Source organism: Rhodoluna limnophila (assembly GCF_005845365.1).
Lineage (GTDB): Bacteria > Actinomycetota > Actinomycetes > Actinomycetales > Microbacteriaceae > Rhodoluna > Rhodoluna limnophila.
On sequence record NZ_CP040509.1, the window covers coordinates 340,868 to 364,402 of the forward strand.

Annotated in this window: 22 protein-coding genes; 10 read left to right on the plus strand and 12 right to left on the minus strand. The window is 55.2% G+C overall.

What is annotated here, in order from left to right; translation table 11 throughout:
• Positions 1-2 precede the first annotated feature (2 nt).
• The gene (locus tag FFA38_RS01685; RefSeq protein ID WP_138275088.1) at positions 3-1,091 is read left to right on the plus strand and encodes a D-alanine--D-alanine ligase family protein; all 1,089 of its coding nucleotides are present in this window, start codon (positions 3-5) and stop codon (positions 1,089-1,091) included.
• Positions 1,092-1,107: 16 nt separating this feature from the next.
• Here the strand turns inward: FFA38_RS01685 and FFA38_RS01690 are convergent, their stop codons facing one another.
• Positions 1,108-1,569: a DUF3515 family protein gene (locus tag FFA38_RS01690; protein WP_246030967.1), complete on the minus strand. Its 462-nt coding sequence runs from the start codon at positions 1,567-1,569 to the stop codon at positions 1,108-1,110.
• 23 nt (positions 1,570-1,592) lie between these two features.
• On the opposite strand from FFA38_RS01690, the gene FFA38_RS01695 reads away from it, so the two are divergent.
• Positions 1,593-2,570 carry a thiamine-phosphate kinase gene (locus tag FFA38_RS01695; RefSeq protein ID WP_138275090.1) on the plus strand — a complete coding sequence of 326 codons (978 nt, stop codon included), beginning with the start codon at positions 1,593-1,595 and terminating at the stop codon, positions 2,568-2,570.
• On the opposite strand, the gene dapD is transcribed toward FFA38_RS01695, so the two are convergent.
• Entirely contained in the window at positions 2,567-3,520 is a 954-nt protein-coding gene (gene dapD, locus FFA38_RS01700) for a 2,3,4,5-tetrahydropyridine-2,6-dicarboxylate N-succinyltransferase (RefSeq protein WP_138275091.1), read from the minus strand. The two genes, FFA38_RS01695 and dapD, sit on opposite strands and share 4 nt — an antisense overlap.
• Positions 3,521-3,550: 30 nt before the next feature.
• On the opposite strand from dapD, the gene dapE reads away from it, so the two are divergent.
• Positions 3,551-4,633, plus strand: coding sequence for a succinyl-diaminopimelate desuccinylase (gene dapE / locus FFA38_RS01705; protein WP_138275092.1), 1,083 nt, complete (start codon positions 3,551-3,553; stop codon positions 4,631-4,633).
• Between the two features lie 43 nt (positions 4,634-4,676).
• Complete coding sequence (locus tag FFA38_RS01710; RefSeq protein WP_138275093.1) at positions 4,677-4,850, plus strand: DUF3117 domain-containing protein; 174 nt, start codon at positions 4,677-4,679, stop codon at positions 4,848-4,850.
• Positions 4,851-4,907: 57 nt separating this feature from the next.
• Here the strand turns inward: FFA38_RS01710 and FFA38_RS01715 are convergent, their stop codons facing one another.
• Positions 4,908-5,540 carry an O-methyltransferase gene (locus tag FFA38_RS01715; RefSeq protein WP_138275094.1) on the minus strand — a complete coding sequence of 211 codons (633 nt, stop codon included), beginning with the start codon at positions 5,538-5,540 and terminating at the stop codon, positions 4,908-4,910.
• Positions 5,541-5,611: 71 nt separating this feature from the next.
• On the opposite strand from FFA38_RS01715, the gene FFA38_RS01720 reads away from it, so the two are divergent.
• Complete coding sequence (locus FFA38_RS01720; protein ID WP_138275095.1) at positions 5,612-5,962, plus strand: twin-arginine translocase TatA/TatE family subunit; 351 nt, start codon at positions 5,612-5,614, stop codon at positions 5,960-5,962.
• A gap of 2 nt (positions 5,963-5,964) precedes the next feature.
• Here FFA38_RS01720 and FFA38_RS01725 read toward each other — a convergent pair whose 3' ends face one another.
• From FFA38_RS01725 to FFA38_RS01740, 4 genes are read right to left on the minus strand one after another with little or no spacing between them, the layout of a single operon-like run.
• The gene (locus FFA38_RS01725; protein WP_138275096.1) at positions 5,965-7,488 is read right to left on the minus strand and encodes a succinic semialdehyde dehydrogenase; all 1,524 of its coding nucleotides are present in this window, start codon (positions 7,486-7,488) and stop codon (positions 5,965-5,967) included.
• On the minus strand, positions 7,485-8,579 hold the full coding sequence (locus FFA38_RS01730) for an Mrp/NBP35 family ATP-binding protein (protein WP_138275097.1): 1,095 nt from the start codon (positions 8,577-8,579) through the stop codon (positions 7,485-7,487). The genes FFA38_RS01725 and FFA38_RS01730 overlap by 4 nt, the downstream gene beginning before the upstream one ends.
• Entirely contained in the window at positions 8,560-9,081 is a 522-nt protein-coding gene (locus FFA38_RS01735; protein WP_138275098.1) for a DUF1003 domain-containing protein, read from the minus strand. The genes FFA38_RS01730 and FFA38_RS01735 overlap by 20 nt, the downstream gene beginning before the upstream one ends.
• Positions 9,041-10,291 carry a magnesium transporter MgtE N-terminal domain-containing protein gene (locus FFA38_RS01740; protein ID WP_138275099.1) on the minus strand — a complete coding sequence of 417 codons (1,251 nt, stop codon included), beginning with the start codon at positions 10,289-10,291 and terminating at the stop codon, positions 9,041-9,043. The genes FFA38_RS01735 and FFA38_RS01740 overlap by 41 nt, the downstream gene beginning before the upstream one ends.
• A gap of 45 nt (positions 10,292-10,336) precedes the next feature.
• Between FFA38_RS01740 and FFA38_RS01745 the strand changes: the two genes are divergently transcribed.
• Positions 10,337-10,831, plus strand: a complete 495-nt coding sequence (locus FFA38_RS01745; protein ID WP_138275100.1) for a YflT domain-containing protein — start codon at positions 10,337-10,339, stop codon at positions 10,829-10,831.
• Between the two features lie 20 nt (positions 10,832-10,851).
• Here FFA38_RS01745 and FFA38_RS01750 read toward each other — a convergent pair whose 3' ends face one another.
• Positions 10,852-12,222 (minus strand): aminopeptidase P family protein, encoded by a 1,371-nt coding sequence (locus FFA38_RS01750; protein ID WP_138315338.1) that lies wholly within the window; start codon positions 12,220-12,222, stop codon positions 10,852-10,854.
• Between the two features lie 17 nt (positions 12,223-12,239).
• Between FFA38_RS01750 and FFA38_RS01755 the strand changes: the two genes are divergently transcribed.
• A complete protein-coding gene (locus FFA38_RS01755; protein ID WP_138315339.1) occupies positions 12,240-13,124 on the plus strand; it encodes a PHP domain-containing protein in 885 nt (294 codons plus the stop codon).
• 66 nt (positions 13,125-13,190) lie between these two features.
• Here FFA38_RS01755 and FFA38_RS01760 read toward each other — a convergent pair whose 3' ends face one another.
• Positions 13,191-14,663 (minus strand): DEAD/DEAH box helicase, encoded by a 1,473-nt coding sequence (locus tag FFA38_RS01760; RefSeq protein ID WP_138315340.1) that lies wholly within the window; start codon positions 14,661-14,663, stop codon positions 13,191-13,193.
• A gap of 75 nt (positions 14,664-14,738) precedes the next feature.
• Between FFA38_RS01760 and FFA38_RS01765 the strand changes: the two genes are divergently transcribed.
• Complete coding sequence (locus FFA38_RS01765; RefSeq protein WP_172955985.1) at positions 14,739-15,512, plus strand: ferritin-like fold-containing protein; 774 nt, start codon at positions 14,739-14,741, stop codon at positions 15,510-15,512.
• Between the two features lie 42 nt (positions 15,513-15,554).
• On the opposite strand, the gene FFA38_RS01770 is transcribed toward FFA38_RS01765, so the two are convergent.
• Entirely contained in the window at positions 15,555-15,824 is a 270-nt protein-coding gene (locus tag FFA38_RS01770) for a hypothetical protein (RefSeq protein ID WP_138315341.1), read from the minus strand.
• Positions 15,824-16,048 carry a DUF3107 domain-containing protein gene (locus FFA38_RS01775; protein ID WP_138275106.1) on the minus strand — a complete coding sequence of 75 codons (225 nt, stop codon included), beginning with the start codon at positions 16,046-16,048 and terminating at the stop codon, positions 15,824-15,826. Before FFA38_RS01775 ends, FFA38_RS01770 begins: the two co-directional genes overlap by 1 nt.
• A 56-nt stretch (positions 16,049-16,104) precedes the next feature.
• Here FFA38_RS01775 and FFA38_RS01780 point away from each other — a divergent pair, with 56 nt between their 5' ends.
• Entirely contained in the window at positions 16,105-19,227 is a 3,123-nt protein-coding gene (locus FFA38_RS01780) for an ATP-dependent DNA helicase (RefSeq protein WP_138315342.1), read from the plus strand.
• Positions 19,220-22,375, plus strand: coding sequence for an ATP-dependent DNA helicase (locus FFA38_RS01785; protein WP_138315343.1), 3,156 nt, complete (start codon positions 19,220-19,222; stop codon positions 22,373-22,375). The genes FFA38_RS01780 and FFA38_RS01785 overlap by 8 nt, the downstream gene beginning before the upstream one ends.
• Here the strand turns inward: FFA38_RS01785 and FFA38_RS01790 are convergent.
• Positions 22,372-23,508, minus strand: a complete 1,137-nt coding sequence (locus FFA38_RS01790; RefSeq protein WP_138315344.1) for a phosphotransferase — start codon at positions 23,506-23,508, stop codon at positions 22,372-22,374. The genes FFA38_RS01785 and FFA38_RS01790 overlap by 4 nt on opposite strands.
• Positions 23,509-23,535 lie beyond the last annotated feature (27 nt).

The following is a 23,535-nucleotide window of genomic DNA, read 5'->3' on the forward strand; positions in this document are numbered from 1 at the left end:
CTGTGGCCAAACTCAACGTGGTTCTGCTCTTTGGCGGAAAATCAAGCGAACACTCAATTTCTTGCGCAACAGCGGCCGGTGTTTTAGGCGCGATTGATCGCAGCAAATATCACGTTATTCCGGTAGGTATTACCCGTCAGGGTGTTTTTGTGCCCGCCGAAGACAATGCTGAGCGTTGGGCGTTGCGCAAGGGTGAGCTTGCTGTCGTTCAGGATGAAGGCGCGCGAGTTGAATTTTCCATGGATGGAAGTCGTCAGATTTACCGCATTGGCATCGACGGCAGTCGTTCCTCGCTCGGCGCGGTAGACATCGTATTTCCGGTCCTGCACGGCCCGTTCGGTGAGGACGGAACGATTCAGGGCTTCCTCGAGCTAGCCGGTATTCCATACGTCGGCAACGGCGTTTTGGCCTCGGCTGCCGGAATGGACAAAGAGTTCACCAAAGCAATTTTTCAAGATGCCAACATTCCGGTTACCCCGCACGTTGTGATTCGCGAAGCCAACTGGATGCGCGACCCAGAGTCATCTCTAGAGGCGGTCCGAAACCTTGGCCTCCCGGTTTTTGTCAAGCCTGCGCGCGCCGGTTCATCGGTGGGTGTTTCAAAGGTCAAGAACTGGGATGATTTTGCCCCGGCCGTGGCCTTGGCTCTCGAGCACGACAACAAATTGGTAGTCGAGCACGGATTGGTTGGCCGCGAGGTTGAATGCGCTGTGCTTTCTGGTCGCGATGGCGCTCGGCCTCGGGTTTCGGTTGCCGGTGAGATTGTCGTCACCGGTCGCGATTTCTACGATTTCGATGCCAAATACCAGGATGAAGATTCCGTCGACCTAATCATTCCGGCAGCCATGACCGAAGACCAGTTGACCGAAATGCAGAGCATTGCTCGGCGTGCGTTTGAGGCACTGGGTTGCCAGGGTCTGGGGCGAGTCGACTTCTTCTTGACCGCCGACGGTTTTTTCGTGAATGAAATCAACACCATGCCTGGGTTTACGCCGTTATCAATGTTTCCGTCACTTTGGCAGGCATCGGGCATTGCCTATTCGGATTTGATCGACGAACTCATCAATTTGGGTCTAAACGCCAAGCACTAGACTGGCCCACCACTGGCTATTCAGCGGCGGTGCAGGTTTTTGATGCCTCGATGTTTTGCACCGCAGGGCCAAGCGCTTCGAGAGCGGTTATTCCAGAGATGGTGTTTGAATCCACGATGATTTCAGTGCCGGGGGTCCGCGCAAAACTTATGAATCTGTAAGACGGCTTCTCTGATTCATCGACCAGCCAGTCAACTCCACCAGCGGTAACGCAAGGTAGGTCGCTAACTAAAACTGGTTCCAGTCCGCATCGCAGCAACACCGATGCCGGGTCTCCCCAAGCTGCTGTGGCCTGGGCATTGGTCGGGCGCTCGGATTGATCTCCGACCAACTCTGGCAAACGAACAATTACCTCAGCGCAGTTTGGGTCATTGGCTAGCGGTGCCGGATCAAGTGTCACTGTGGTGGCGCAGCCGGTTAGGCTAATCGTCGCCAAAAGCAGTGCGCCTGCAGTTGCCTGAGCTTTCAAAATCTTCATCTCCAACAGGCTACCTTTGTTATGTGAATACTGCAGAAACCATCGGCTCACTCGGCGAGAACGAAAGCCTCAAGCGCACCATATCGCGCCTCAACGCATCAGAGCATGCCTTGGTTGGGCCCGGCGATGATTCGGCGGTAGTCAGTGCCCCCGATGGCAGGTTTGTCGTTACCACCGACACCATGATCGAAGGCCATGACTTTAGGTTGGATTGGTCCACCGGCTATGACCTTGGCTGGAAAGCTGTGGCAAGCAACATTGCCGATGTGGCAGCGATGGGTGCCGTCCCAACCGCCTTGGTGGTTGCCGTAAGTGCCCCGGCGTCAACCGAGATTCACTGGCTTGAGTCTTTTGCCGACGGTCTGCGCGACGCATGTGAGCGCCTTGCACCGGGCTGTGGAGTTGTTGGCGGAGACTTGGCTGCGAGTGAGCAAATCATGATTTCAGTGGCCGCACACGGGTCGCTCGAGGGCCGCGAGCCGGTTTTGCGCTCAGGTGCTCAGGTTGGCGACATCGTTGCTGTAGCGGGCACCCTGGGGCGCGCAGCAGCCGGCTTGGCTTTATTGCAAAGCGCCAACCGTGATGCCATTTCGGCTTACGACGCCTTGGTCGACACCCAGCGCCGCCCGCAACCCCCGATTACCTCGGGAGTAGACGCAGCCGCAGCTGGAGCAACGTCGATGCTGGACTTATCTGATGGATTGGCAAAGGATGCTGCACGCATCGCCAAGGCGTCAGGGGTGACCATTCAAATCGACCGCCTGCAGCTTCAGGGTTTTGAGGCCGTGCTTGAAGAAGCAGCCCGTGCCATCGAAGCAAATGAGTTTGACTGGGTCATCGGCGGGGGAGAGGACCACTCACTGCTGGCAACTTTTCCGAGTGATGTGGTAATTCCGCGCGCCTTCAAGCCCATCGGTGTGGTTTTGCCCGTTGGCCACGCACCGGTGATGTTGGGGGCAAACCCAATGCCTGAATTCGGCTGGGATTCAGTTCGCGACTAGCCGTGAAGCTGGCTGTTCAGCGTGATGCCAACGCCTGATCTAGGTAGGACTTCGACGCGACCAGTGACCGAGTTGCGGCGGAACAGCAGGTTGGCCACTCCGGAAAGGTCTGCTGCCTTGGCAGTTCTCTCACCCTCGCCATCGATGATGGTGACCTTGGTCCCGGCAGTTACGTAGAGGCCGGCTTCGACAACTGAGTCGTCACCAATCGAGATGCCAACGCCTGCGTTTGCACCGAGCAGCGCACGGGCGCCAATGGCAACGCGCTCTTTACCGCCGCCGGATAGTGTGCCCATGATTGAAGCGCCACCACCAATGTCGGCTCCGTCGCCAACAATGACGCCCTGTGAAATTCGTCCCTCAACCATCGAGGTGCCCAGAGTTCCGGCATTAAAGTTCACAAAACCTTCGTGCATGATTGTGGTGCCCGGGCTTAGGTGTGCACCCAAACGAACACGTGATGCGTCTGCGATTCGGACTTTCTTCGGAGTCACGTAGTCGACCAGTCTTGGGAACTTGTCGATGGCATAGACGCTGATTCCAGCGCGGGTAAGAGTTGGGCGAAGTTCATCGATGTCATCGATGGATACCGGGCCGACATTGGTGAAGGCCACAATCGGGAGGGCCGGAATTAGGCCGTCAAGGTTGATTGAGTTTGGCTTGACCAGCAGGTGTGAGAGCAGGTGCAGGCGCAGGTAGGCGTCGGCAGTCGAAGCTACCGGCTGGGTTAGATCTACCTCGGTGCGGACCACCTGCGTGGTCACGCGGCGGCGAGCATCTTCACCGGCAAGAGCATCTAGTTCTTTAGGGGTAACCCAAAGGGCATCATCGGTTGGGGCATCACCAAGTTGTGGGTTTGGAAACCAAACGTCGAGAACAGTGCCGTCAGTTGCGATGGTGGCTAGGCCGTGGCCCCATGCCTTGGAATCTAGGAAAGCCGCTTGAGTCATAGAGTCAAGGTTACAAGTTAGGCTCGTTCTATGGCGCCTGTAACCCTGAATCTAGAAGCTGACGTAGTAGAACTGACCCGCGATATTTGCGACATTGAGTCGGTTTCGGGTAACGAGAAAGCTTTGGCTGATGCCATCGAAGCGGCTCTGTCTGCCTACCCGCACCTAGAGGTAATTCGCGATGCTGACGCAATTGTGGCCCGCACCAACCTTGGCCGCGATTCGCGTGTGGTTATCGCCGGTCACATCGATACTGTTCCGGTTGCCAACAACCTTCCGGTGCAGTTGTTGTCGATGGAGCGCGAGCAGGTGCTCTATGGCCGCGGCACAGTTGACATGAAGGCTGGGGTTGCCGTTCAGCTAAAACTGGCTGCCACAGTTGCTGAACCAAATGTAGATGTCACCTGGATTTTCTACGACCACGAAGAGGTTGAGGCCTCAAAGAACGGTTTGGGCCGTCTCTCGCGCAACCGCCCCGATCTACTTCAGGCCAACTTTGCTGTTTTGTGCGAGCCAACTTCGGCGCAGGTCGAAGGCGGTTGTAACGGCACGATGCGCGTTGACCTAACCTTCCGAGGAGTCAAGGCCCACTCGGCTCGCCCTTGGATGGGTAAAAATGCAATTCACGGTGCTGCCAAGGCGCTAACCATTTTGGCCAACTACCAGCCGGCTGAGATTGACGTTGACGGTTTGGTGTATCGCGAAAGCCTGAATGCAGTTTTGATCAGCGGCGGAATTGCCACCAACGTCATTCCAGATGAAGCCGTAGTCACGGTTAACTATCGGTTTGCACCTAGCAAGTCCGGCGCCGAGGCTGAGGCCCACTTGCGTGAGGTCTTTGCCGGCTTTGAGTTGGTAGTCACCGATGTTGCCGAGGGTGCCCGCCCAGGTCTTGACCGACCAGAGGCCGCAGCTTTTGTTGCTGCCACCAAAACTGAAGCAAGGCCAAAGTATGGCTGGACCGACGTTGCACGATTCAGTGAACTCGGTGTGCCAGCGGTGAACTACGGACCGGGTGACCCATCAAAGGCTCACGCCGATGATGAAGCGGTACCGTGCAGTCAGATCTATGCCTGCGAAAGCGGTCTTAGATCTTGGCTCACCGTGGGATAATAGAACTTCGGCCGTAAAAAGCCAGCTATTCAAGGAGTTCTCAATGGCAGCAATGAAGCCACGTACCGGCGACGGTCCAATGGAGGCAGAACGCGAACCTCGCGGACTGATCATCCTTCGAGTTCCACTAGAAGGCGGAGGTCGCCTTGTCGTTTCAGTAAACGAAGAAGAGGCCAAGAACCTTCACCAAGTTCTAGCGGGCGTAGTCAAAAACTAAGCTCAACAAAAAAAGACCAGTCAATAGCGACTGGTCTTTTTTTATGCTCGAATTACTCTAGTGTGCTCGCTTGCTGGCCATCAGCAGGCCATCTCCGCTTGGCGAAAGCGCGGACACAAAATCGCTGTTGTTCACGAAGAAACGCAAGACATCGCGGTAGATAGCAGTGGCATCATCGCGCATCGCAGGGTCAGGAACCCGGTCACGCCAGAGGGCGTGGGCAATTGCCAATACGCCGCCGGGGCGCAAGAGTCGCGATGCCTCGTGAAGCTGAGCCTCTAGGGTGTCGCGGTCGGCATCGAGAAAAACTAGGTCGTAGGCCGCATCTGCCATGTTCGACATCACATCGATGGCCCGCCCACTGATCACACGCGTGTGGTTGGCCGGAATTCCTGCTTCGGCAAAGGCCTTTCGGGCAGCAATCTGGGCCTCAGGGTCGCTGTCGATGGTTGCTAAAACTGCGTTGGGTGCACCGTTCAGAAGCCAAAGCCCCGAGATTCCCGTTCCGGTTCCGGCCTCGACGATAGCCTTTGCGCCAAGGGCTGAGGCAATGAGGGCCAACTGAGAACCAACGGCAGGAGTGATGCATTCAATGCCCATTTCATCCGCACGAATTCGGGCTTCACGAAACACTTCAGGTTCGGTCACGAAGTCTTCTGCAAACTTCCAACTGCTGATTTTGTCTACCATTTGGCTCTCCTTGCTCAAAGCATAAAGGTCGGTTTGCTCTTTGGTCGGTAGCAAAGCGGTAATCTGAAAGGGTGTTCGGTCTAACTGGTGAAAAGCTCCTAATCTTGGGGCTTATCGCCGTATTTGTTTTAGGGCCAGATCGGCTGCCAACCTATGCAAAACAGTTGGCCAACCTGGTAAAAAGTTTGCGCAGAATGGCCGATGGCGCCAAGGACCAACTATCCGCTGAAATCGGTGAAGAGCTGGACTGGAAGAAGCTGGACCCTCGCCAGTACGACCCGCGAAGAATTATTCGTGAGGCGTTGGTCGAGGATGGCGCACCTGCTGCGAATCCTGCCCAGGTGCTAAACACAGCCAAGGTTCAAACCCAGCCCCGACTGGTTGCCGGTGAACAAGCTCCGTTTGACTCTGAGGCCACCTAGATTTAGCTAAAAAGCTTCATGGCTTTGACCATGATTCTCATAAGCGGCGCCATCTTCTCGTAGTCCCTTGCTCTACTCGGCAGCCTAATCAGGCCGCCGGCAACACCGATAACTCGAGTTTCGGTAAATCGCAGCAATCCACCCGGACCATTTCGGCGCCCATGACCAGAAGCCTTCATGCCACCCATCGGCGACTCCATTGATGCAAAACTGGCGCGGAAACCCTCGTTGATGTTGACGCTGCCGGTATTGAGTCGGCTAGCCACTCGGGTGGCGAGTTTTACCGGGCCAACGATTGCGGCGTTTAATCCGTACTGACTGTCGTTTGCTTGATCGATTGCATCGTCTAGATCGTCGTAGGCTTCGACGGCCAGAACTGGGCCAAAAACCTCGCGGCGGTAGAGCTTGGCTGAGGCAGGAACATTATTCAAAACCGTTGGGGCATAAAAATACGGCCCAGTGTTGGGCAGGGCATGGCCGCCGGCGACCAGTTCGGCTCCGTTGGCTACTGCATCTGATACATAACCTGACACGCGCTGAAGTTGAACGTACCCGCCCAAACTGCCGATGTCGGTAGAAAAATCATCAGACCGGCCAACCTCAAGTGCATCAATTTGCTTGGTCAGCTCAGTCAAAAATTCCTGATGCATCGATCTCGGCACGTACACTCGCTCAATTGCCACACAGAGCTGGCCAGCTGAACTGAATGCCCCCGAAACCGCAATTTCGGCCGCCCGCTTAGGCTTGGCGCCCTCGAGCACAATCATCGGGTTCTTGCCGCCCAACTCTAGCGAGTACCCAATTAGCCGCGCTGAGGCACGCTGGGCAACTTTCAGGCCAGTCGCGGTTGAGCCGGTAAAGGCCACGTAATCGACGCTATCGACCAATGCGTTCCCGACGGTCTCGCCATCTCCGGTCACGATAGTCCAAGCTTCTTCTGGCCAGCCAGCCTCGATGGCAAGGTGGCGAGCAAATAGGGCGGTCAGAGCGGTTTGGTTGTCTACCTTCTGGACTACGGCATTGCCCGCAGCCAAGGCCGGTAGCACATCAAGCAGGGTCAAAGCCAGCGGGTAGTTCCAAGGGGTCACAATGCCAACCACACCAACCGGCACTTGGTCAACATAGGTTTTGGTGAGCAGCGGAACACCGGCGCGTGTGCGGCGCCTAGCCAGGGTCTTGACCGAAATCTTGCCGTAGTAGCTGGCTGCGGCAATTGCGCCGACAGTCTCTTCAAATGCGTGTGCTCGAGATTTGCCAGTCTCCAGCTGGACTAGGTCCATGAGCTTTTCATCGGAACCCAACAGGATGTCGTGCAGGTTCAGCAGCAGGCGTTGGCGCTGTGGTAGCCCAGTTTTAGCCAAAGTAGGTTGGTAGTCTCTGGCCATTGCGACAGCATCGACTACCTGCTCGGCAGAAAGCTGCTGGAGGTCATAAATCTTTTTGCCGGTTGCCGGGTTCAAAACCGGAACGGTTGATTGACCCTGGGGTAGGTGGCTCAGTAACGAGACAATGCTGGTTTCACTCACAGGCTAACTCTAAGCAGTCTGCCGGCCAGTCCAATCTTGTCTTGGCTAATTTTCACAGCAATTTCACGGATAGCCCTAGCGGCGGGGTCATCGGGGTGATTCTGAACCACCGGCAAACCCGCATCAGAACCCTCGCGAAGGGCAACGCTAATTGGAATTTGCCCAAGCTGAGGGACCGCCTGACCCGATAGGGTGCTCAATCGTTCGGCTACAGCCAAACCGCCACCGTGACCAAAAATTTCAAACTTTGAGCCATCTGGCTGCTCGAGCCAACTCATGTTTTCAATCACACCAAACACCGATTGCCCGGTCTGCAGGCCGACCGAACCAGAACGCTCAGCAACCTCGGCGGCAGCGACCTGAGGGGTGGTTACAACGATGCTCTTTGCGGTTGGCAGCAACTGGCCCAAGCTAATTGCAATGTCGCCGGTGCCCGGTGGCAGGTCAACCAGCAGAAAATCTAGATCGCCCCAAAAGACGTCACACAAAAACTGTTCCACGGCGCGGTGCAGCATTGGTCCGCGCCAGGCCACCGGCTTATTGTCATCAAGAAACATTCCGATGGAAATTACTTTGACGCCCCATTTGCCGGCCTGAGCCACCGGAGGCAAAATCAGTTCATCCACCCGCGTCGGCTTTTCGGTAATGCCAAGTTGCCCCGGAATCGAGAAGCCAAAAATATCCGCATCGATCAGCCCAACGCGGTGACCGGCTTCGGCGAGCGCCACAGCCAGATTGGTGGTTACCGAGGACTTGCCAACCCCACCTTTGCCCGAGCCGACCAGATAAACCCGAGTGAGGGTGTCTTTGTCAAACGGATTTGTGCGGGGCGGCTTACCGGCCCGTAATTTCTCTTTTAGCTCGTTGCGCTCGGCCTGCGACATCACGGTCATGGCAACGTCGACGTCAAACTCGGCAACTGCGGCCCGAACATCGGCTTCAATTTTTTGTGCCGCCGGGCAGCCGGCAACGGTCAGTTTTACCGTGACTAGACCGTCGGTCAGGTCAATCATGTTGAGCTCGGTCAGGGGCAACCTAAGTTCTGGGTCAATTACTGTTCCCAGCGCACGCTCAATCGCGCTTGCGCTCATCCAGAATTTCTTTCAGTAGGTCGCGTAACTCATCGCGTACAAAGTCTTTCGTCGCCAGGTCTTCCATCGCCAAACGCAGAGCAACAACCTCGCGGGCCAGGTACTCGGTGTCGGCTAGGTTGCGCTCGGCTCGCTGGCGGTCCTGTTCAAACTGAACGCGGTCGCGGTCATCCTGGCGGTTTTGAGCCAACAGAATCAGGGGCGCAGCGTAAGACGCCTGCATTGACAAAATCAGCGTCAGCAAAGTGAAGTTTGTTGCTCGAGGGTCAAATTGAGCATTCTCGGGCAGCAGGGTGTTCCAGGTTAGCCAAATGGCCACCACGATGGTCATACCAATCAGAAAAGCACCGGTACCCATAGCGCGCGCAAACGCTTCGGACGCGCGACCAAACTGTTCGCGGTCAATCGAGATCTTGGTCACAAACCGCTGACGAGAGCGTAGCGGTGCGTCAAGTGTGTTCTTAGCCACGGCTTCCTCCCTCGTCTTCGGTGCGCCAGTCATCTGGCAATAGGTGGTCCAAAACGTCGTCAACGGTTACCACACCGATAAGGCGTGACTCGTCGTCGACAACCGGTAGGGCCACCAGGTTGTAGTTAGCTAGGGTTCGGTGAATCACTGAGATGTGAGTGTCTGCTTTGACCGGCTCTAGCTCGGTGTCCAAAAGGTTGCCGAGGCGCTCGTGCGGTGGGTAGCGCAGCATGCGCTGAAAGTGAACCACACCCAGGTAGCGCCCGGTTGCAACCTCGTAAGGTGGCAGGGTTACAAACACCGATGCCGCAAGTGCTGGCGCAACCTCAACTCGACGAATCAGTGCCATGGCCTCGGCCACGGTTGCATCGGCGGCGCAGATGATTGGTTCGGTGGTCATCAAACCACCGGCGGTGAACTCGTCAAACTGCATAAGCATACGGATGTCTTCGGCTTCTTCTTCATCCATAAGGTCAAGAATTGCTTCGGTACGTTCTTCTGGCAGGTTAGCCATCAGGTCGGCAGCGTCGTCTGGCTCCATGAGGTCAAGAACCTCAGCGGCACGCTCATCGTCTAGCTCGGCAATGATGTCCAGCTGCTCGTCTTCAGGCAGCTCTTCTAGCACATCGGCAAGGCGTTCGTCGTCAAGCTCTTCGGCAACCTCAAGCATGCGCTCGTCAGGTAGGTCAAGCAGGGCCGAGGCCAAGTCGGCTGGGCGCAGTTCGGAATAGGTTGCGATCAGTTGCTGAGCGCTCTGACCCTCTTCGGTTCGCGCCTCTTCGCTCACTTGTTCCCAGGCTGCAAAGAGCGTGGCGCCGCGGGCAAATGGTGATGCCGAAGTCTTTGGGCGGCGCAAAAACAGCTCGGTAACGGCCCATTCTTTTTGCTTGCCCTGCTCGATGGCTAGGTCCTCGATAGAAGCCGGGCCGCTGCCGTCAAGCAGCCGAACCTTGCGGCCCAAAATTTCGGCAATCACGCGGGTTTCTTGGCCGCGCTGGGTGAATCTGCGCAGGTCAATCAAGCCGGTGGTAATTACCTGACCGGCTGAGATAGAAGTTACTCGGGTAATCGGAACAAAAACGCGACGGCGTCCGCTGATCTCAACCAGCATTCCGGTGGCCTTAGGTGAGCCGGATTTACGGTACGCCACAAGAACGTCAATGACCTTACCTACACGGTCTCCCGCAGGGTCAAAGACGCCACAGCCAGCCAATCTGGCGACGAATACTCTAGTTGCGCTCACTCTTCAACCTTAGACGAGAGGTTGAAGGCGTGCCAGAATGGGATTGTGAACAATAAGCGAACCTCCCGATCCCAGGCCCCGGTAATTCCTCAGGGCGAGGTCATCGGTGAATTCAAGACTTACGCCGAGGCCTCTGACCTCGTAAACCTGCTTATTGAAAAGCAGTTTCCAGGTGGCCAAATTGCCATTGTCGGCAAAGACCTTCGAACCGTTGAGCGTGTTCGTGGCAAGTTGAGCAATGCCCGAGTGGCACTGGGTGGTGCAACCACCGGATCATGGCTAGGTCTGATCTGGGGATTGATTTTTGGGACCAACCCGGAGGCAGTGACCACACAGGATGCCTTTGCACCGGTTATTTCGGCAGTGTTCATCGGTGCCGGAGTCGGTATGTTGATCAACATCCTGCGCTTTGCGTTTTCTAAAAACAAGCGCTCATTCATCAGCCAATCAACCGTGGTTGCCTCAAAATATCAGGTTCAGGTGCCTCGCAACCTAGCGGATCAAGCGGCCACCATATTGGCTTCCAAAACCTTGGAGTAACCCACTGGTTCTCTAACGCTCTAGCACGCCAGCTTTTGCAGCCAGGCTTCAACTTCTTCGGCTTGTCTAGGTAACGCTGCGGTTAGATTTTCGGCACCGTTTTCAGTGATCAGCACGTCGTCTTCAATGCGCACCCCGATACCGCGGAACTCCTCAGGCACCAGCAGGTCATCCTGGTGAAAATACAGACCGGGCTCAATGGTAAAAATCATGCCGGGTTGGATTTCAGCGTCAAGATACATTTCACGCCTAGCCTGTGCGCAGTCATGCACATCGAGACCAAGGTGGTGACTGGTGCCGTGAATCATCCAGCGGCGGTGAAATTGGTTCTCCGGTAGCAGTGATTCCTCAGCTGACACCGGCAAGAAACCCCACTCAGCTGTTTTTGCCGCAATAACCTCCATGGCTGCCGCGTGAACATCCTTGAATTTGTTGCCTGGCTTTGCCACAGCAAACGCCGCATCGGCGGCCTCTCGAACCGCCTCGTAGACCTTGCGTTGAACTTCGGAGTATTTACCTGAGACCGGCAGTGTGCGAGTCACATCGGCTGTGTACAGGCTGTCCACCTCTACGCCGGCATCAATCAGGATCAGGTCGCCGCTGTTTACCGGGCCATCGTTGTTTACCCAGTGGAGCACGCAGGCATGGTGGCCGGCTGCCGCTATGGTCTCGTAGCCGAGGTAGTTGCCCTCAATTCGAGCCTGAGTGTAAAACGCGGTTTCAACAATGCGCTCGCCGCGTGGGTGGGCTGCAGCTGCGCCAAGGTTCTTGGCAACTTCTTCAAAACCCTTGATTGATGCTGCTACTGCCTTGCGCATTTCTGCGATTTCATAATCGTCTTTGATAAGTCGAAGCTCAGAAACAAACTGGGCAAGTTCCTGGCTCTTTGAGTGCACAACCAGATCTGGTTTTGGAACCGACTTTTTGAATTTTGAAAGCTGGTTCAGCGAGGCAGTTTGAAGACCTAGCTGGGCTGATACCTGAAGCAGAGATGGTCGTTGGCCAACCCAAAATTCACCGATGGCAGGGTTTGCGAAAAACTCATCGGTGTTTCGACCAGCGGTTTCACGAAAGTACAAGGTGCTGATTGCCTCGGCGCCCCGGGCATCAATAACCAACACCGATTCCGGAACCGCTGCCGAACCCCAACCGGTCAGGTGGCTAAATGCCGAGTGCGGGCGGTAGAGGTAATCGGTGTCATTTGACCGCACCTGAGCGGCACCGGATTCGAAGACCAAGACTTTGCCGGCAAACGCGGCGGCAACAGCCTCACGGCGGCGTGCGGCGTATGGCACAACTTCAGCCGGTTCGGGCATAGATGCTTCGGAGTCAGCCCAGTTTGAACCGATGTACTCTAAGAATTTTTTGCTGTGCGGGGTGCGGCTCCTCATGCCTTTATTCTGGCACTATGGCAATCATTGATCTGCACAGTCACTCAACTCGGTCAGACGGCAAAGAATCTCCAACCGAGGTTTTTGAGCACGCTGCTGCAGCCGGGGTAGATGTACTTGCGCTCACCGATCATGACACCACTAACGGTTGGGCTGAGGCCAGTGAGGCAGCCAGCCGCCTGGGAATGGGATTTGTACCGGGAATCGAGGTAACCACGCGCGCCTCGGTTCAGGTTGCTGGTCGTAATAGATTCATCAGCGTTCACATGCTGGCCTACCTGCCCGACCCAGAGAACACGGCACTGAGGCAAGAACTTCTGACCACCGTGAATTCACGTGAAAACCGGGCTATGTTGATGGTCGACAAACTGGCAGAGGATTACGACATCACGTGGGAACTCGTGTTGGAAATGATTGAGGATGGCGCCACCATCGGCCGCCCGGCTATTGCCGATGCGCTGGTGCACCTTGGTGCCGCAGATGATCGCAGTGCTGCGTTTCGTGGACCACTGGATAGTCGCGGCAAGTACTACGTTCCAACCGACACAGTGGACAGCTTTGACGCTATCCGTTTGATTCGCGAGGCTGGGGGAGTGCCTGTGATTGCTCACCCGCTAACCGACATTTCGCCGAATGCATCGCGCGGCGACTTGCCCCAGGACCACTTTGAAAAACTCATCGATGCCGGTCTAGCGGGGTTTGAGGTGTATCACCGCGAAGTTCCGCAAAACGCCCGCGAGTGGTTGCTGTCGCTAGCAGTCGAACATGACCTGATTGTCACAGGTTCAAGCGACTACCACGGCGTCCACGGCAAGCCCAACCGGCTGGGTGAGAACACCACAGAACCAGAGATGCTCGAACGGATTATTGAGCTCGGCTCGGGCGTGGCTGCGCAACTTTAGCGGCTTGAGTTAGTGCCGGACGCAAAAAATCCCCAGCCGATTGGCCGGGGATTTTTAATTGTTGAATTAGCTTTGAGTACCGCGGTTCACACGGGTGCGGGTGCGGTTGCGCGCTGGGCGCGGGTGCTCGTGGCCACCGTGAGTCTCGGCCTTAGCCTCACCGGATGACGTTTGACCTTCTGAACGATGAGGGCGGTCACCGCTGACCTTGCGGTCTTTGTCTCCGCGGGTGGCACCATCTTTGTGGTTGCGGCCTGACTGACCTCCTGGGCGGCCAGAATTTGCGCGACCACCATTTGAGCGACCGCCTCTAGGCTTCTCGTCGTCGCCAGGCTTCCAGCCATCTGGGCGCTTGGTTTTGGCAATTCTGCCCTTGGTGCCAGGTGCAATCTCAAGATCGGCAAATAGGTGAGCTGAACTCGAGTAGGTTTCGGTTGGCTCAGGCTGACCAAACTCAAGGGCGGTGTTGATGTGGCCCCAGCGAGTCAAGTCTTCCCAGTCCACAAACGTCACAGCAATTCCTGTGCGTCCGGCGCGCCCTGTGCGACCAACGCGGTGCAGGTAGGCCTTCTCGTCCTCTGGAATTGTGTAGTTGATTACGTGAGTAACGTCATCAACATCGATGCCTCGCGCTGCAACTTCGGTTGCAACCAAGATGTCGCGCTTTCCTGAACGGAACGCGGCCATTGATTTCTCGCGAGCCTCTTGGGTCATGTCACCGTGCAGAGCGGTGGCGTTGAAACCACGGTCCACTAGCTCCTCAGACACCTTCGATGCCTGACGCTTGGTCTTGGTGAAAATAACGGTTTTTCCGCGACCCTCGGCCTGCAGAATGCGGCCCACCACTTCATCCTTGTCCAGTGCGTGAGCACGGTAGATGAACTGTTTGATGTCAGCCTTGGTCTGGCCTTCATCCGGGTCATTGGTGCGAATGTGGACCGGGCGGTTCTGATACTTGCGGGCCATGGTAACGATGGTTCCCGGCATTGTGGCCGAGAACAACATGGTCTGGCGACCGTCTGGCGTGTAGGCGAAAAGCTTTTCAACATCTGGCAAGAAACCAAGGTCCAACATTTCATCGGCCTCGTCTAGAACCATGAATCGGATGTTGCCTAGGTCGAGAAGTTTCTGCTTTGAAAGGTCAATCAGTCGACCCGGAGTACCAACAATTACCTGTGCGCCGGCGTTGATCTCAGCGACCTGCTCTTCGTAGGCTTTGCCACCGTAAATTGCGGCCACCATGGTCGAGCGGTTTCCTGAAGCAAGTTTTAGGTCATCGGCAACCTGGATAGCGAGCTCGCGAGTCGGAACTACAACCAGCGCCTTCGCGCCCTTTTCTGGGTCCTTGCCCAAGCTCTGCAGTAGTGGAAGGCCAAAGCCCAAAGTCTTTCCAGTACCGGTCTTGGCCTGGCCAATAACGTCCTGTCCGGTTAGTGCAACCGGAATGGCCTCTTCCTGGATTGGGAAGGGGCTGGTGATGCCTCGAGATGCGAGGGCTTCAACGATGTCTTCATCGATGCCTAATTCGGCGAAATTCAATAGTGCTCCTATAGTCGTGTTCAGTCTACTCGCGGTGCTACGCCATGTCTCGGGATGATGAGTATCCTTGTCAATGTGTTTGATTGGTTTAAACGAATTCGCACGGGTGCCCGCAAGTTTGCGTTGCCGCCTCGTGAAGAGCGCGCCGCCCGCAATACCGGTGAGGTAAACCTAAAGCCGTACACCCCAGATGCCAAGGCTTTTCTTGGTCAGTTGGCATACCTTCAGTTGAGCCAATTTGAGATTTTGACCAGTGAACTCAAGTATTCGCCAAACACTCAGTACAAGGCAGAGCTTGGTGAAGCCGCCGCAAAAAGTTTTGAAAAGTACCGCTCCATTGCCAAGAAGATTGCTGCTCAGGGCATAGATCCGACCGATGCAATGGACCCTTTTGTTGAACGAATCGAGATGTTTCACTCCCGAACCAACGGACTCGACTGGTACGAAAGCGTCATCAAGGTCTACCTAGTTTCGGGTCTTCTCGATGACTTCTATCGCCGATTGGCAGTAGGTCTTGACCCGCTATTGCGGGCGGATGTTGAAAAGGCTTTGAGTGACAAAAAGTTTGAGCAGTTTGCCAAGCGCGTGCTGCTGGAATCGATGCAAAAGGACCCAACCCTAGGTTCGAGGCTTGCACTTTGGGGTCGTCGACTTATGGGTGACGTGCTTCTCGAGCTTCGTGCTGCCTTTGACAACCGCAAGCTGGCGGGTGTGGCCAAGTCCAAGAAGCTAACTCTCGAAGAAGAGCGTGCAGTAAACCTGGCTTCTTACTCGAAGCTGGAACCACTGATTACTGAGTTGATCGGTGCCCACACCGTTCGCATGGATGCGCTTGGGCTAACCGCCTAATCCCTGAACAAAACAAGGCCAAGCGGCTTTAAGTTTGAGCTTTTAGCTGCGGGACTTTGCAATCTGGCGACCGCCAAAGTACATGGCTGCAGGCATGCCCAACATCACGATGATCCAAATCCATGGTTCGTCATAGTGCATGCCTGACCAAGTCAAAATTGCCCAGAGCAAACTGCCCGAGACAATGGCAAGACCGGTTGGCACCAGTGAACCGAAGTTCTCATTGGTGAGGTTTACATACGGTGCAACCAGGCCCAAAATTAGGCCGTAAACCACGATGAAGGCAACGCATAGCAGGGTAATCGGATCCATTAGGCGATGAACCCAACTCGACGAGTTTCTTCAGCACCAATCTCAACGTAGGCAAGAGATTCGGCTGGAACGACAAACTGACGGCCCTTGTTGTCAGAAAGCTTCAGAACCTTGGCACCAGACTCTAGACAGGCTGAAACAACTGCCTCTACCTCACTGGCAGTTTGTGCCGATTCAAAGCTGAGCTCACGCGGGCTATTTTTGATGCCGATTCTGATGTCCATTTAAGGCCTTTCATCTACTCCCATTAGATTACGACACCGATAAGACATGTGAGGTCGTGGACTCACTTTTTACTGGAATGTCAGGGCTGCAGGGTAGTTTTGACCTCGTGAAAATTTCTACCGTTTATGGCTCGCCTGGATCAGGCAAAACCACAGCGGTCGAGGCAGCGTTTATGCGCGGCATCGCATCCGGTTTGTCTGCCGACCAGGTGCTGGTTCTGGCCGCCACCCGCGAGTCTGCCAACACACTCCGAGACTCATTAGCCCTAAAACTTCAAGGCGCAGTATCTGGCTCTCTAGCAAGAACCGTGAGCTCTTTTGCCTTTGGTGTGATGCGCCAGGCAGCCGTGGCTGCTGGGCAAAAGTTGCCCGAGCTCATCAGCGGTAGTGAGCAGGACCGCCTGCTGGCGGAAATTATCGAGGCCCACTTGCTCGGCCTTGAGTCAACCTCGGCTGGCAATTTCGGCGATTGGCCAAAGCACATCACGCCAACGGTGCTGGCTTTGAATGGCTTCAGAGCTGAGCTGCGAGACCTAATCATTATTTGCCTTGAGTATGGGGTTAGCCCAGATTCACTGGCCGCTATTGGTCTTGATCAAAAGCAAGCGGTTTGGCCCGCTGCTGCGAATCTCTATCGGGAATACCTCTCCGCTGTTTCAGGGGCGGGATTCGAGCATCGGTTCGACCCATCGCAATTGATTCGCTCGGCAGCCGACTGGCTTCAAAATAATCCTTGGCCAAAGCCCCTGCTTGACCTCAGGCTAATTCTGGTAGATGACGCCCAAGAACTAACCCCGGCAGCGGCTCATTTGATTCAACTCCTAACTCGTTCTGGCGCTGATCTGGCTTTATTCGGTGACCCCGATGCATCCACTTTGGGCTTTAGGTCTGCCGATGCCAGGGCTATGAGCGCCCTCGCTGACGCAGTTGCCACGTCCAACCAAACCACTGTTGAGGTAACCTTTTTGCCGCCTGGCGAGCGCGCCCAAGGCATCGCCAACGTGCTCGGCAAAGTGAGCAATCAAATTGAGACTGCCCGGGCCGGCCGTCAGCGTAAAGGGCTGCTTCGACCAGAGCCCGAAGCCTCGGCCGAAGGCGTTGAGGGGCAGGTTTTTCTCGACGAGCAATCCGAAATCTCATGGTTGGCACGCCGACTCCGAGAACTACATCTGTACGACAAAATCCAGTGGTCTCAGATAGCCGTGGTGGCCCGAAGTCAGGGCAACCTTCAGCAACTGGCCTCGGAGCTCTCCTACGAAAACATACCGGTCCGTTTGGTCTCTCAAAGCCCACTGAGAGATGAGTTTGGTTCGCGAGCATTGCTGCGATTCTGTTGGGTTGTCCTGACTCGTTCACCGATCACCATCGAACTAGCACTTGAACTGTTCACCTCGCCTTTGTGTGGTCTGGATTCACTCGGCCTGCGTCGACTGCGCCGGGCACTTCGCCGCGAGGAGTTGGCGGCTGAAGGGGCTAGAAATAGCGACGAGCTCCTTGTTGCTTTGTTTGATGCCCCAGGTGCGCTCGCAGCACTCAAGGGCCCTGAAATCCGCAGAGTAGCCAGTTTTCTTGAAACTTTTTTTGCTGCTCAGGAGATCACCGAAGACCAATCGGCCAGCATCGAAGACCTCCTGTGGCTGGCCTGGTCGAGGTCAGGCCTAGATAAGTCCTGGCGTGAACTTTCTCGAGGAGTCGGTGAAGTTTCGGCTCAAGCCAACCGAAATCTTGACTCTGTGGTCGAGTTGTTCGCTGCCGCGAATCGGTATGTCGAGCGTCACCCGGGTGCCGAATCATTGGTCTTTGTTGAACAACAGTTAGCGCTGGGTCTTCCAGAAGACTCTTTGGCTCTAAATAACGAGCAGGCTGACCGCGTGAGCCTGATTACACCCGCTGCGCTCATCGGAAGGACCTTTGATGTGGTTGCACTTCCTCAGTTGATCGAGGGTGTGTGGCCAAATCTAAAGCCGCGATCTTCTCTCCTCGGAGCCACCGCACTGAGTTCGTTCTTGTCAGGCAAGATCGATTCAATTGAACAGGCGCAGCGGTCAGAACTTCCGGACGAGCTCAGGATGCTTTACAAATCCGTGGGTGCTTCCTACCGTCGCCTAATCATTTCAGCCACCGATTCTGAGGACAGGCAGATTTCGCAATTCGTGAGCTTGATGCTCGGCACTATCCCGACACCGATTGCGCACCGTGGTCACCAACTTTCTCTTAGGGGTTTGGTCGGTTCGCTGAGGCGGCAGTTGGCAACAGATCGGCCTTTGGCAGATCAGCAAAGTGCGGCAGTTGGGCTTGCTCGGTTGTCTCAGGCTGGAATACCGGGGGCAAATCCGGATAGTTGGTACGGGCTAAAACCAATCTCCACCACTGAGCCACTGATTGACCTCGCCGACCCTGAGGCTCAGGTCTTTGTGCGACCCTCGCAACTTGAAAACTACCTAAAGTGCCCCTTGCACTGGTTTATCAATGCGCATGGTGGGTCCGATTCAACTTTTTCTGCGAATCTCGGAACACTACTTCACGAGGCCTTCGAATTGGCGACCGAAGTTACCGATGAAGCCTTGTGGAAGGTGGTTGATTCCAAGTGGCACAGCCTTAAATTTGAATCTGATTGGCTTGAGCAGGCAGGTCAGCGGCGGGCCAAGGCCATGGTCGCCAACCTCGTTCAGTACGCTCAGCAAGTGCGCGCGCAGGGCGGCCAGGTCGCCGGGGCAGAGATCGATTTCGAGTTTGAGCTGGGTCGGGCAAAAATTCGTGGTCAAGTCGATCGCCTAGAGGTTTACCCTGACGGCAAGGTGTTCGTAGTGGACCTCAAAACCGGTGCCAAGCAGTTCACTGCCGCCGAGGCACAGAGTCACCCTCAGTTGGGGTTGTACCAACTCGCATATCAACACGGGGCCTTTGCAGACCTGCCTGGGCTGACAGAGGGTTCCCAGTTGGCGGGCGCCAAGTTGCTGTTGGTAAATGGCACGAAGCCCACCGAGAGGGTTCAAGAAAGTCTGGCCGAAAACCAGGAGCTGCAAAGTAACTTCGAGTCCCTGGTCGCCGAGGCAACCGAGGGCATGGCAATGGCCGATAAGTGGTTTGTTGCCGAGGTTGGCTCGCACTGCAGCAACGAAAACGAATTTGGAACCTGCCAAATTCACCTGACCAAGGCGGTGTCATTCGGTGGCTAATTTTAAGTACTCCGCAAATCAGGTCTACGCGGTGATCCGTCCCTACACGCTCACCCCAGAGCAGGCGGCTGCCGTCGAGGGAGCTAGCGTCAACTCGCCTGCGCTCGTGGTTGCCGGTGCTGGTTCCGGAAAAACCGAGCTCATGGCGGTCCGGGTTCTTTGGTTGGTAGCCAATCGGGTTGCACGACCAGAACAGGTTCTAGGGCTCACTTTCACCAGAAAAGCTGCCGCCGAACTCGGTAAAAGAATTTACGAAAGCCTGTTGAAACTGCGCGACACCGATATGTGGCCAGAGGATCTCGAGTACGACTTCATTGCCCCAACAATTTCGACCTACAACGCGTACGCAAATAATTTGTTTCGTGAGAACGCGTTAGCGCTCGGGTATGAATCAGACGCCATACTGCTCACCGAAGCTGCAGCTTTTCAACTGGCACGTGAAGTCATCCTGAAACACGGGTCTGAAATTGACCTCCGCCTCAGCGATCTCGACGCCAGCCTGAAATCGATTGTTGAATCGGTTCTCGCTCTGGCGCAGTCTATGAACGACAACCTAGTGCTCGCAGATCAAATAGAGGCGGTAATCGAAGCCGCAGCCTCCGCGCTAGCCGAACTGCCCCGAAAAGCCGGTTCATCCGACACCACACCGTATTCGTACATGCAGTCTCTGCTTCAGCCAATCATGGGCACCCCAACCATCGCCAAGTTGGCAGAAGCCTATGCTCGCGAGAAGCAGCTCCAGGGTTACGTTGATTACTCCGATCAAGTTGCCTTGGCAGAACGTGCGGTTCGCGAGGTTCCCGGCATTATCGAACTCGAGCAGAGTAAGTTTCAGCAGGTTCTCCTCGATGAGTATCAAGACACCTCGTATCTTCAAACCAGGCTCCTGCAGGGGTTGTTTGCTGGCACATCGGTGTTTGCAGTTGGCGACCCAAACCAATCAATTTATGGCTGGCGTGGGGCCAGTGCCTCCAACCTCAAAAACTTCTACCGAGATTTCAATGCACCGGATGGATCGGCCTGGTTCTCGCTTTCGACTTCGTGGCGCAATCCCCAGCAAGTTTTGAACCTTGCTAACCACCTGATTGGTGAACTCAAGGTCGTTGAACTCGCGCCGGCTCCAAACGCAGTCCTCGGTCAAGTGGAGGTCGATTTTCAGTCAGACCTTAAAGCTGAGGCACAAGCTGTTGCCCGTTGGCTGAAGCAAAATAGCAATCAGGATCAAACCTCAGCCCTTCTAATGCGCAAAAGAAGCCAAATGCATCTGTTTGTTGAGGCGCTGGAAGGTCAGGGGCTTGAAGTCGAAGTTGTGGGCCTTGGCGGTCTGCTTCAAATGCCAGAGATAGTCGACCTAGTTTCTGCGCTGAAAGTTATTCATAATCCGCTCGCCGGCACTCAGCTGATCCGTCTGCTGTCTGGGCCCCGATGGAGGCTCGGCGCAAAGGATCTTGAGCGCCTCCATCGTTACGCCACGAGACGTGCGCGACTTGATGATTCTTTGGTTGAGCGCCAGCGGGAGGGTCTAGCGCCGGAGGACGCAGTGTCAATTGTTGACGCTCTTGATCTTCTTCTAACGGAAAGAGAGCCGGAGAAAATCGGGTTCTCAGACCTTGGATTACCAAGATTGCTGGATGCCGCTCAGTTGCTTAGAAACCTTCGCCGCCAGACTGGGCTCTCCTTACCGGAATACGTGAGAGCAGTTGAGCAGGAGCTTTGGCTAGATATTGAGGTTGCAGCTAACCCTCGTAGGCATAACCCATTGGCCCATCTAAATGCCTTCTCCAACATTGTTTCGAGCTATTCCGCCAACAACCATCAGCCCCACCTTGGCGGGTTCATTGAATGGCTAGATTTTGCCGATCAGCGTGAACGTTTTGAAGTACCCACCAAAAACCCTGAGGCCGGTGTCGTGCAGGTTCTCACCATCCACGCAGCCAAGGGGTTGGAGTGGGACAACGTTGTGGTTGCCAATCTGGTTGAAGGTGACTTTCCAGGAGATGGCAAGGGCTCTTCGGGCTGGCTGGCATTTGGGCAACTTCCTTATCCGTTGCGCGGAGATCGCCACGAGCTTCCGGAGTGGAACTACGCACAGGTTGAAACCCAGCCTGATGCCAAAAGCTCGGTTGAGATTTTCAAGGAGTTGATGCGTCAGCACCAGTTGAAAGAAGAACTTCGGCTTATGTATGTGGCAGTAACCAGGCCAAAATCAAGGCTTCTGCTCACAGGCTCATACTGGAAACCCGGAAACAAGAAGGTTCGAGAGCCATCCCGTTTTCTGAAGCAGGTAACCGAGATTTCCGGAATTTCTTTGCCTGAAAATCAGCACCAAGAAAATCCCCTTGAAGATCACGCCATGGTTGAGGCCTGGCCGCTTGATCCACTCGGAGAAAGACACCGTTTGGTGCTCGAGCGAGCCGAGAAGCTGACTCGTGAGGCTATAGAGGTCATTGAAAGAAATCCGGCTCAAGGGGCTTTGCAGGTGCAGAGTGACATCGACCTACTGCTCGGTGAACGTGACGCGGCTCTTGCCAGCGCTGACCGAGTTGAGGTTCCAATCAGAATCCCAGCCTCGAGGTTCAAAGATTACATTCTTGACTTCGAGGGTCTGGCTCAGCGACTTAAGCGCCCAATGCCATCACGTCCCTATCAGCAAACTCGAAATGGCACCTACTTCCACACCTGGGTAGAGGGGCAATTCAATTTGGCAACGTTGGGCGAATCCGAAACTTCAGTTGATGCAATCGATAGCGACTTTGCCAGCGAGTCGCTCGAAACACTAAAGGAAAATTTTGCTTCATCACGTTGGGCAAAGCTCAAGCCGATTGCAATTGAGCAAGAAATTCAATTGACAATGGCCGGCCACACATTTGTTTGCAAACTTGACGCAGTATTCGAGACTGAATCCGGGGTTGAAATTGTCGACTGGAAAACCGGAAAGGCTCCAAAAGATCAGGCCGATTTAGAAGCCAAAACCCTACAGCTGGCGCTCTATCGAATCGCGTATTCGAGATTCACCGGTCTGCCAATCGAGCAGATCTCAGTTGGTTTTTATTTCGTCTCGGACAACGTCGAAATTCGGCCCGAAAAGGTTCTTGACGAGGCGGAACTACTTGAACTGTGGGGCCGGGCTACAAGCCAGAACTCTTAAAAGAGTTCGTTGTCGGTCTTCTCCGGGAGTTCAATCGGTTTGGTTGCGTCGTCAACGTACTCATCCTTCGCCAGGTCAATGACCTCGAGCTCATCGTCCTCGTCGGCGCTGATTGTTTCGACCTCGATCACTGAGTCTGCCTCAAAAACAGGCGCAACCACAGCTTCTTCGTAGGTAATGGTTGTGATGGTCGTGGCTGAGGCAACTAGGCGGCCGACTGCACCGGTGCTCACATCATCGGCCAGAACAGCCAAGAGGCTGCTGGCGTCATCGATGATTTCTTGGTCATTTTTATTGAGGCCGTGCATCAGCCACCGAGCAAGTTCAATCTCGCTGTAGAGCGTCGCACGCTGTCGCAGCCCAGCGTCGACCACCGGGTGGTGTTGACGGTAAACATCCAGGATGCTGTCGCTTAGTTCGTGAATTCCAGTGCCCAAAATCCAAGCAAAATCTTCAGCCGGGTCACTAATTTTTAGTGAGCTCCACCCAAGAATTCCACTGACGCTTTCATCGAGCGCAAGCACGGTCTCGGTGTTGAGGCCACCGTGGACCACGGTCGGCTGAAAGCGGAACAAGCTGACATCTTCGAGTGCGTTTTCCCAACGCGAGAGCAGCACGGCTGGAATCTTGCCAGTTGAGGCCAGGCGGTCAAGCTCAGCGGTGCGGTTGCGAACGATTTCCGCCGCGTCATATTCGGCTAGGTGAGCTTCTTCGATGAGGTGGCGGTCAAGGTTATGAATCGCTGCAATGGCCTTGCCAATGCTGGTTGAAAGAGCAGTGTCGGCACCGACGGCAGAAATCTCGACCGGGTTGCCATAAACAAAGCTGAACACCAAAACGCGCGATCCGGATTCATCCTTGGTTTCGCCGACCAGATTGGTTACCTCAAAAGGAAGCGCCTGGCGCCCATTCTGGGTTAGCGCCTTGAGTGCGCGGAGTTCTACCTCGAGTTCTGCACCGGCGGCTTGATTGTTAGCCACGCGAACCACATAGTGTTCACCGGTTGTTGCTGTTAGCAAAGCCGTATCAAAGGCACCGGTTCCCCCGGCCGAAAGGCTCTTTACCTGGTGAAAGTTAATGTTCGGGACAGCTGCTTTAGCTAGCGCCGCTAAAATCAAGGGAGATTTGGCCATGTGAAAAAGGGTAGAAGAAAATTTCTC